This window comes from Pedobacter sp. 01N416 (assembly GCF_056399685.1).
Genome location: NZ_JBFTRT010000133.1, coordinates 1 through 10,213, shown reverse-complemented (window position 1 = coordinate 10,213; position 10,213 = coordinate 1). Strand labels below are relative to the sequence as shown.

Here is a 10,213-nt window from a genome sequence, read left to right as displayed (position 1 = left end):
TACTTAAGTGGATTCGAAGCAAAGTTTAATGAACATTATGATAAACTGGTTGAAGAAATAGGCAAACAGGGTTTAGAGAATATCGCATCAAATGTAATTGCCGATTTTACCCTTTACGAAGACGACAGTTGCTGCGAGTGCGATGTGAAAGATTACCGCAATAAAGAACTTACACCGTTGGTGGTGCCAATTTCGCGTTTTGTAGTATATAATCAAAGTAGAATAAACACAGCCAAAATACAGGTGCTCAATAATTTATATCACCCTAGTGATTACAAGGTTATTGTTAAAAGTGATCCTGGTTTAGGTTCAGTAACCTTTGAAGAAGAAATTTACGAGCCTAAACCAAATCTGAAAAAACAGATTTTGGTTTACAGCCTTGATCCGAAAAAGGTGGCAGAAAATAGCCGGGCAATGAAATCTATTATTGCTGTTGATGAACTTGAATATGCCGTAATTGAAAGAGAAACTGGCGAAGAGGTAGGAGCAGCTAAAATTACGTTCTTTATTGGTATGGGCAGAATTCAGGAAGAAACCCATTTAATAAAGGGTAGAGTTGCTTTCGCGCAATCTTACAAGATAGAGGTTTTTGACGAAAAGGGTAGTCAAATTATGTATTCACAAACACCAAATGGTGAAAATTACAGTATAACCGTAGCACCAGGTAATTATTTAATGAGGGTTACCTCAGTAGTATATGGCCTTCAAGAAAGACAAACGAGTGTAAAAGACGCCGATGTAACCGAAAACTTTGAGTTTGGAAAAAACTAATGGTTTAAGAACATGAACAAACACCTCATCCAATCGCAAAAAATGTTGCTCACTGTTGATAATCAACAGGATTGGGAAAAGGTGCAGGCAGAAATCGGCCATTTCTGTAAAACCAGATTGCCGGAAATCTTCAATACCATTTTCGATGAATTTGCCATAAATAATACCATTCGCATCGATAAATTAGAGATCGATTTGGGTAATTTATCTTTAGATAAGTTGATTCAAAATGTTGAAGAACAAATCATTACTCAAGTCTATGGCTATTTTAAAAATCACAATTTTAATAAAGTAAATACTGGTGTTGTTCTAGATGAGAAACTCGGTTTGTTTCTTGAAAATCTGAAGTTTCATCCTGAAACACTTTTAAAACACAACCCAGGTTTATCCGCTAATAGTGGAACTGTTGCTAATGAGTATGAATCGTTGACTTTATATTGTCAAACAGGCTTAAAGCCCTGGTGGTTACCTTCTGAAATTGTTTTTAACCCTTCTGAAATTTTATTGAGGCTTTTCAATATTGATCGAAATCTTTTCTGTCAATTTATTGTAGCGTTAAAGCACAATTCTAGTAGTTATAGCAGATTAATCCAGCTCATTAGCAGGCAGTCATTTTTTTATCATTACCTTCAGTTTAAAACAGATATTATCCTCTTAAAGTATTTTGAACCAAATATTAAGCATGATTTATTTAATGTTATACTTAAGTATTGGCTTGATGGTTTAAAGCAGGATGAACACTTACTGGATACTGAAGATTTCGGGCTTTGGCTTTTCTCGCTGGTGCAGCATATGCCATCATTGAAACCGGCTTTAATAGATAGTATTAAGTTAAGTATCGCTGCCGTTCAGCTCAAAAAAGAAAAGTTGGTACTTCAACGTTTTAATAAATTACTAGCAGCCATTACAAGCAGTAAAGGATTGCCCAAACCTGAATTAATCAGAGAAGAGGAAGTAAGTAAAACGGTGAAAGTAAAGCAAACTAAAGTACTGGATAATGCATCTATCCTAATCGAAAATGCAGGTCTGATTATTTTGTATCCATATTTTAAAAATTTGTTTAATGTTTTGCAATTGCTTAATGCCAATCAGTTTATTGATGAAACGTGTAGACACAAGGCAATAGTGTATTTGCATTATTTGGTTTATAACGAAATGCCTGAAGATGAAAGCAGGTTAATTTTTAATAAAATATTGTGTGGGGCAGATCCGGAAGTGGTAATCAAGCTCAACGAGATCGCATTCACTGAAGAAGAATTAAAGCAGAGTACCGAATTAAAAGCAACGGTGATCAAACATTGGACAAAATTAGGTTCCACTTCGATAGAAGGATTAACCCAAACATTTTTAATGCGGAATGGAAGTTTAATTTTTCGGGAGGGCAATTATAATTTACATGTAGAAAGAAAAGGATTGGATGTTTTGTTAGACACTTTACCCTGGTCATTATCCATAATACGCTTACCATGGAACAATTATTTGATAAATCTGAACTGGTAAACACCACGCTTTTGCGGGGAAACGCAGATGCACTTTTGGCCGAGTTAAACTGGTTTGAAAAAGTGCTGCAGTTACGTAGTGCAATAAATGCAGGTAGTGTTGCTACAGGTACAAGCATTTTTACTGTACAACCGCCAGATTTAAGCGGTTTTGATTCTACTTACACCAGGTTTTTAACTCAGCACCAACTTAAGTTTGCTGATCGGTTTTTGCTTTTTTTGGCAATGGTGAGTCAGAYAAAACCCCAATGTTTAGATATATTTTTGGTTACTAATCCACAAACCGGACAGATATTTACCGAATTTGGAGGTAAAAAGGGAAATGTATTCAGTGGCTTTTTACCTACGGCAGAAACATTTTTGTTTTTATTGGCATCTGATAACTTAATGTTGCGCTTTGATTTATTAAAACTATTTGATGCCAGAAACCCACTTTTTGCTTTAAATGTTTTGGAATACGAGCCACTTCCGCCAGGCGAGCCCATTTCGAGCATTCCCTTACACATTAATAAAAACTGGTTCGAAGAGTTTACTACTGGTGAAAGGAGTAAACCCCGTTTCTCGGTCGATTTTCCAGCTCATTTAATCGAAACCAATATGGAATATAGTGATTTGGTTTTACCTGAGCACACTATAGAACATTTAGAATTGTTAAATTCCTGGTTAACACACAACGTTACCATGATGAATGATTTGGGTTTGAAACATAAATTAAAGCCAGGTTTTAGAACGCTTTTTTACGGACAGGCCGGAACAGGAAAATCATTAGCTGCAGCCGTTTTGGGTAAAAAACACAATTTACCCGTTTACCGCATCGATTTAAGTAGAGTGGTTAGTAAATACATTGGCGAAACAGGTAAAAACTTGGCAAAGGTTTTTGATGCAGCTGAAAATCAGGGATGGATACTATTTTTTGATGAAGCAGATGCCCTTTTTGGAAAACGTACAAATGTAAGTGATGCCAGAGATAAGTATGCCAACCAAGAAACAAGCTATTTGTTGCAAAGGATCGAGGATCATAATGGTTTGGTAATACTGGCCAGTAATTTTAAACAGAATATCGATCAGGCATTTTTACGCCGATTTCAATCTGTTATAGAATTCCCTATGCCTCAGGTAAATCAGCGGGCTATCCTTTGGGAGCAAGGGTTTTCTCCGTTTACCAAGCTGGAAGAAAAAGTAAATTTAAATGAAATTGCCCAAAAATTCGAACTTACAGGAGGCGTAATCATTAATGTGGTGCAGTATGCAACCATGCAGATGCTTAAAGATGGAGGCAAAGAAATAAGGCAAAAAGATATTATAGAAGGCATTAAACGTGAATTAAAGAAATCAGGACGAACATTGTAACAATGAGTACTGCATTGGCATATGGAAATTCTCAAGCTAAGTCTGTTACACATAGCAGGCCTGGGACTGGTTGTGTTCAGGCTAAACTAAAAGTGGGTGCCGTAAACGATCCACAAGAGAAAGAGGCTGATCAAGTGGCCGAAAGGGTGATGCGAATGCCGTCTAATACAGGTTTTGCAATGTCGGGTTTTGGTACGGCTACTTCAGGGATGAGTGTGCAACGTAAATGTTCTAGCTGTGAACAGGAGAAAAAAGTATCGCGTAAAGAAACGGCAGTGATGAGAACCCTTGCCAGACCTTCAATACAACGCAAGTGTGCCAGTTGTGAAAACGAAAAGAAAGTATCGAGAAAGGAAAAGCCTAAAGCAATAGCGCCACCTAAGTTGCAACGTAAATGTGCCAGTTGCGAACATGAGGAGCAAGCATCGCGTAAAGAACAAGAGATTGATGAACCTAAATTACAGCGTAAATGCGCCAGCTGCGAAAATGAAGAAAAATTATCCCGTAAAGCCGAAGTACTTAAAGAAATAGATCAACCAGAAGTATTGCAAGCCAAATCGGAATCGGCTTCTGCTGCTGGAGGCAGTGCACCATCAAGTGTGCAATCTGGTATTGCCGCTACAAGGGGTGGTGGAACTACTTTGCCTGGGCATGTTAGTCGCGATTTGGGCAGTAAAATGGGAGGCGATTTTTCGGGAGTAAGGATTCATGATACTTCCCACGCTGCTAAAATGAACGATAGCATTAATGCCAGGGCATTCACAGTTGGCAATAATATTTATTTTAATAAAGGCGAGTATAACCCAAATTCGCAGAGCGGAAAATTTTTGTTGGCACATGAGTTAACGCATACCATGCAGCAAGGGGCATCCCCAGAAATACAAAGATATAGCTGGGATGAGTTTGCCAATGATGTAGCTGGAGGAGTTGATACTGTAGGTGAAGGATTGAGTGATGCGGCTGGTGCTGTTGGAGATGCCGCAAGTGCTGTAGGTGGAGCTGTATCTGATGCGGCAGGTGCCGTTTACGATGCAGGTGTAGATGCAGTAGATTGGCTTGCAACCCAAGCGGGACAGGCGGCACAGGCATTGGCCGATGCTTTAGGTGTGGATGTAAGGATAACCACCAGTGGTTTAGAAATCGATATTCCTGGAGGTTGTCCGTTGGATGGCCATAGTCAGCAGTTTACGTTAGATGCTATGGACCAGGATTTTATGATCCCAATTTTTGCCATGCCAATCGCTCCAGATGTTTTCATTTCGGGCGAAGTAGGGCTTACGGGTAGTATTACACCAGAAGTTCAGGTACAGATAGGGCCAATTTGTTTTGACCCGACACATATTTTAATCAATCCTTTAACCAGCAACTACAGTATTAGCGGTGGTATTAGCATTACAAGCGCTTTATCATTAGGTGCAGAATTACGGGGTGGAATAAAAGGCGAGCTTAGCTTAAGCGGCATTATACCAGTTGGTCCTGTGCCCGTACCAGTAAGTATTCCGCTCTTAAGTGCCGAAGGTGGCCCAGCTGTATTTGTTAGGGCTATTGGCATGCAAACCACACACATTGGTGGCTCATTATCATATGGTGGAGGTACCATTACGGCCAGTCCTGATATAGATCTGGATTTTGGAATTGCTGCCGATCTATTTGCTGGAGCTTATGCTCAACTGAGCGTGCTTGGTTTTAATCTTTGCCGGATTTACTGGCAACCATACGAATGGCATGGTGATGCAGCAGCCTCACTTGGTTTATCGGGTAGCATTAGCGGTGTGCCTGGTCATGGCATTACGGGGGTAAGTGTGGCTACGCCAACAATTACGGGAATTCCTTTTGACAATGCCGCATTGGCTATTGATCGTAGCCAGGGCTTTACAGATGATTGCCCACTTATAAGTGGCTTATGTGCCATTTTAAGCACTTTAGGTTACCTGCCATCTCAAAATGGTGGTAGCTGGGATTGGAATGCAACCGGTGCTCCTGGAAGTGGCTCTTTTGGTCCTGGGCCGAGATTGGCAGGACCGATAGAAGCTTATCAAAAAGTGCCAGGAACTGCCAGCAAGGCTGAATGCAGAGGTGCTTGTGGGGTAAATTGTGATACCTGCGAACATTTGGGTACCATAACAATTTTTGATCCCGCTACCGGAACTTTCTGGCAATATGATGATTTTCAGGATTGCAATACACATGATGGCTGCAGAGAACACGATGCCGGTTTTGATTGGGCTGCTGATGTTAAAGGGGAAACCGGTAACTGGGCCATGATTTTACCTTGGCACATGGCCGCAAATATTGAATGTGCTTGTAATAACCTGGCCGGAAATTGCCCGGCGTGGGCATTTGGCTTGCCACCTTACGATGGGAAAATGTACTTTGCCACATTTGCAAAACCATTGCCTTCGGCAGGACCTGGAGTAGGCCCAAATAATGAGGTAGGTCTAGATTTTTACCACTATAGCGTTAGCCCACCATCAGGCGATTTTGCTGCAGGAGGTGAGCGCTGGACAGATTATAAAACAGATTGCCAGGCTGAGGCACAGGCCGCAACGGGTGTGCCTGATGATTTAAAATATATCTCAACTTTGCCTGATTCGGTAGCAGATACTTACATTGACCGTGGCAATTTTACTGTCAGACCAAGAATGTCGGTGGTGCATGGTGTAATGTACCCATATTACCATTACAGAAACCATACCGTAATTCCGGTTGGAACCTACACCACCGCTGCGTTATCCGTGTTTTCGCCAACTTGCGATTCCCCATTCGGCTATAACGATGATACCTGGTATGATAGAACCGAACCTTTTGATGATGTAAATAATGAGCATCATTTAGTCTTTATAAGGGGTGCCGAAGGGAATCGGATAGAAATGATGGCCAGTGAGCCAATTACTATAGAGAAATTTTTACAGGATATTATTGATACAACTTCTGATACAGATCCAAAACATATTCAGGCCGTTACCGCACAAAATTTATACCGTACGGGCGTAGCACCAAATCTGCAAAAATTAAATACCATTAAAGTTGATGACAATACGGGTAGAGCAATAGATCCAAGTAAACAAGCAGATTTGGAAAAATACGCTAATGATTTTTGGACAAACTCTATCGCTTTAACTACTATTTTAAGGTCGTTAATAGGAAGAGAAAATTTATCAGATGCTCGAGATCGTTATGCCTTAGAAGGTTTGGCTGGCACCTATGGAAGTGTACCAATACCAAAAGGAGATCAAATGACAGGCGATCACCAACCTCAGGCGGCGGCACTCATTTATTCGGCGGCGCAACCTTATTTCCCGCCAAGTAATCCGATAAAAGATGTTTTAGACGGCAGCCATGCACCTTCAGCCTATGTAATCAATTTACACAAATATAGGCATGAAGCTGGTAGAACTTTTGGACATAAAAGTAATCCGATTTTGAAAGCCTTTACGGCTGCTGTTGATACCATAAGGCACGATAAAACTAAAACTCCTAAACAAAAACGGTCGGATAATGTAGATCTATTGAAAAAAGAATTGGGTGCAGATGTTCAGGCAATGAGGGGAGTGGTTAATCAGGCAGAAAGCCACGATAACTGGAAAGATTTGGGTGAGGTAGGTTTTACAGGTACCGATAAAACCGATTTATATAACGAATTAAAAACGCGTATTTTACAAGGTGAACAAGCTATGTTAGCTCAAAATTTAGATCGATATAAAACATAAGTATGGAAAATCTTGTAAGTAAATTTCAAGCTTTTTTGGACAATCAACAGGGCTTTTTAGTTGATTTGGAGCGTGCAGACAATAGCATATTAACTAAATTAATAGCCAATTATGATAAGAACGATTTGGAGGTTTTCACAGAATCAAATAATGGCTCTGCCTGGGCGATCTGGAAGCATGAAAATGCCTTGCCCGTTGTTTTAATAAGTTCTGAAGGTGTTCCTTTTGATATTGCAGCCAAGGATTTTGAAACTTTTTTGGCACTGTTGTATTATGGTACAGGTTTAATATATCAGTGCTTAACTTTCTTGGATTTTGCAAAACGGATGGGGCAAACAGAAAAGCAGGCATTAAAACGTTTTGATAAAAATTACCTCGAAAAGGAATTGCAAAGATTTCATACAGACTATCCGGATTATAATGCGCTGTATAATTTTATTGATGAACAAGGTGTTGGTAAAATAGAAGATCCAATACAAAGTTTTTTGGCTACTACTAAATTAAGAAAAGCTTTTGGCGAGTGGAAAGAAAGTTTTCAATAGCTAAATAATTAATTTAAAAATTCCTTCTTCACCCATTTATTATCGTTACTTATTTTACACCAGCCATTACTTTCTTCAACGATAAAAACCTCCTGATTTTTTGTAAGTGCAGAAACTTTCGGAAAATTGGTGCCTGGCCCGCTTCTTACATTTAGGGTAGTGGCATTTACTGTTGCCCTGGTTACGTTTTTGGTGAAACTTCCATTTACCCAATGTTGTTGCGATGCTGATATTTTATACCAGCCATTTTTCTCTCCGTATACGCGGAGAATAGCCCCTAAGGTTGCTGGCTCAACTCCGGTAACTTTTTTACTTTGGGCATTCGCGTCTTCCCTAATGTTTAAGCTATCGGCGGTAACTGCAACATATTTTATAATATTCTGCGCAGGTTGTGGAACGACACCATTTAAAGCTGCACTTACCAGTGGTAGGAAATCTTGATTGCAATTTTCAACCTTGTTACCGCCAAAAAAATTAGTGCCCGGGCAGGTTTTATTGTTGCCCGTTCCATTATTTCTTACTCCGGTCGTTAAATTAAACCAATGGTGATAAACTACGTTATCGCTGTTAACTGTGATACCGAATTTTTTACACAGTGCTGCCGTTATCCTTACAATAGTATTTTTGTGTTCAGCGGTCATTAAATCCTTTCCTGTATCGAAGTCCCCAAGATTTTCAATACAAATGGCGTGGCTGTTAAAACCTAAAATGCAAGCAGGTGTATTTTCAAGGTTTCTACCGGTTAAAATTGTACCATCGGGAAAAGTAGTAAAATGTTGCCCGATATCCATCCAACCATTATGACTAACGTGGTAATTTTTCATTCCTTGCTGCAAATCAAAGTGATTATTACCCTTAAAATTGATGTAGCTCGGACTCCAGGTATGATGCTCCTGAATGTGTATGATGGTTCGGGCAACTCTTAAATTTGAAATCCACGTTTCAAATTCATTAATATCCATTTTGGTAAAACCGAATTTACTAGTCATAACAAGATTGGTTTAAGGTAAAACTTAACTGTTACAAGGATGAAAATTTTTGAAATTCTAAATGTTCTACTAAATATACTTAAAGTAGTTTAAATCAATGTAAGTTTTTTAATATCAGTTTGTTGTGTTTTTTTATTTTCTCTTTTAAATTGCCTTTTATCTGTTGTTTTTTTCTTTATCTAAAACTGTAAAAACCTGTACCAGCCTTTCTCCATTTTCATCAACCAGGGTTAAAGTATGTCTACCAGGCGGTGGACTAATGGCCAGTTGATGAAAATTAGTAGTGGTGCTAACATATTCATTATCAATATGCCAATATATTTTAGAACCTGAATTTCTGTGGGCTGCATTAATCACAATTTTGCCTCTTGTTCCATCTAGTTCTAAGGGAATGTAAACTATTGCATTGTTTTTCGGGTAAATTACCTCCATTACACTATTTCCACCCGAAAGGTCGCAGCCACTTTTAAAAGGAGGAAGGGATTTATAGTCGCTATTCTTTATTTTGTAATAATACTCCATTGCTGGCGGCAAAATAAACCAGCTTTTGTGCTGCATATGGGTTATGCTTTCACATTGGTCGGTAACCCTAAATGTGCCTGTTCTGTCCAAATGAACCAATTTATGGAAAGGACAAACGACAGTTTTCTCTCCTGCAGCCGGCACTAATTCTTCTGTCACATTGGTACAATATTCTCCAGCTTTATAACCGCTCTGCTTGCATATTTTTATCTTTTTAAGTTTGGTGGCTGGTGTTTCGAACCATTTTCCATTAGGCAGTAACCTAAAAATGTCAAATAGGACTGGGGCAGCTGCTTCAATTCCTACCAGGCCTGGTCTTCCTTCTCCATCGGCATTGCCTACCCAAACACAAACCACATAATTCGGTGTTAAACCAACAGCCCAAGCATCGCGAAAACCAAAGCTCGTTCCTGTTTTCCAGGCAACTCTTTGCGATGAAGAAAACTGCTCCCATAAACCTTCATCACCTGGTCGCATTACCTCTTCCATTGCATTAAAAGTAGCCCAAATCGAGCCATGGTCTAAAAAGGAGGTGCGCTGATAATCTTTTTCATCTTTATTTTCGCCATTGAAATAGCTTGCAGGTTTATAATCTTCAGGGTTATACAAACCTTTATAGGTATTGAAATGGTTTAACGTACGTACCATGCCCATGTAGGTGTTAGCCAAATCCCACATCGTAACTTCGCTACCGCCTAAAATTAACGATAAGCCATAATGATCTGCTGGTTGGTTAAGTGTTCCTATTCCGAGTTTTTTTAGTTTATCGTAAAAACGTTCATATTTGTATTGTTGCAGCATTTTTACTGCAGGGATTTTTACTGCAGGGA

7 protein-coding genes are annotated in these 10,213 nt (G+C 39.4%); 5 read left to right on the top strand and 2 right to left on the bottom strand.

Annotated elements, in window-relative coordinates; genetic code table 11:
• From AC1DND_RS09445 to AC1DND_RS09425, 5 genes are all read left to right on the top strand, one after another.
• Window positions 1–771 (top strand): hypothetical protein (locus AC1DND_RS09445; RefSeq protein ID WP_477581084.1); only part of this gene is annotated, 771 nt, incomplete at its 5' end.
• Between the two features lie 12 nt (window positions 772–783).
• Window positions 784–2,271, top strand: a complete 1,488-nt coding sequence (locus AC1DND_RS09440; RefSeq protein WP_477581082.1) for a contractile injection system tape measure protein — start codon at window positions 784–786, stop codon at window positions 2,269–2,271.
• Complete coding sequence (locus AC1DND_RS09435; RefSeq protein WP_477581080.1) at window positions 2,238–3,620, top strand: ATP-binding protein; 1,383 nt, start codon at window positions 2,238–2,240, stop codon at window positions 3,618–3,620. The genes AC1DND_RS09440 and AC1DND_RS09435 overlap by 34 nt, the downstream gene beginning before the upstream one ends.
• Window positions 3,621–3,622: 2 nt before the next feature.
• Window positions 3,623–7,330, top strand: a complete 3,708-nt coding sequence (locus AC1DND_RS09430; protein ID WP_477581078.1) for an eCIS core domain-containing protein — start codon at window positions 3,623–3,625, stop codon at window positions 7,328–7,330.
• A gap of 2 nt (window positions 7,331–7,332) precedes the next feature.
• Window positions 7,333–7,872 (top strand): hypothetical protein, encoded by a 540-nt coding sequence (locus AC1DND_RS09425; protein WP_477581076.1) that lies wholly within the window; start codon window positions 7,333–7,335, stop codon window positions 7,870–7,872.
• An 8-nt stretch (window positions 7,873–7,880) separates the two neighbouring features.
• Here AC1DND_RS09425 and AC1DND_RS09420 read toward each other — a convergent pair whose 3' ends face one another.
• Both AC1DND_RS09420 and AC1DND_RS09415 read right to left on the bottom strand, forming a co-directional pair.
• Entirely contained in the window at window positions 7,881–8,861 is a 981-nt protein-coding gene (locus AC1DND_RS09420) for an SH3 domain-containing protein (protein WP_477581074.1), read from the bottom strand.
• A gap of 156 nt (window positions 8,862–9,017) precedes the next feature.
• The coding region (locus tag AC1DND_RS09415; protein WP_477581072.1) for a penicillin-binding protein 1C at window positions 9,018–10,213 on the bottom strand (1,196 nt) is incomplete at its 5' end.